Genomic DNA, 250 nt, shown 5'->3' on the forward strand with positions numbered 1-250 from the left:
GGTCGCGCAGCTCTCGGCGCGCGCCGTGCCCTGGCAGCCGACGCCAAGCCCGCTGCGCGACTGGGTCTTCGCGCTGCTCTGCTACGGCGTGGCCGCCGCGATTCTGGCCGTGATCGGCACCGCCATCTATGCCTCGCTCGTGCAGTTCTGGCCCTACAACCTGAGCCTGACCCTGGATCACTACGCCTTCAAGGCGCTGGCGGGCGGTGGCTGGGACGCGTGGCTCAACTCGCTGACGCTGGCCTTCTGG

1 pseudogene is annotated in these 250 nt (G+C 70.0%); it reads left to right on the forward strand.

Annotation, left to right across the window (positions count from 1 at the left end):
* Positions 1-250, forward strand: a pseudogene (locus tag R0J88_RS22135) (putative 2-aminoethylphosphonate ABC transporter permease subunit); the annotation flags it as partial.

Source organism: Pseudoalteromonas sp. SIMBA_162 (genome assembly GCF_046535955.1).
Classification (GTDB): Bacteria; Pseudomonadota; Gammaproteobacteria; order Enterobacterales; family Alteromonadaceae; genus Pseudoalteromonas; species Pseudoalteromonas marina.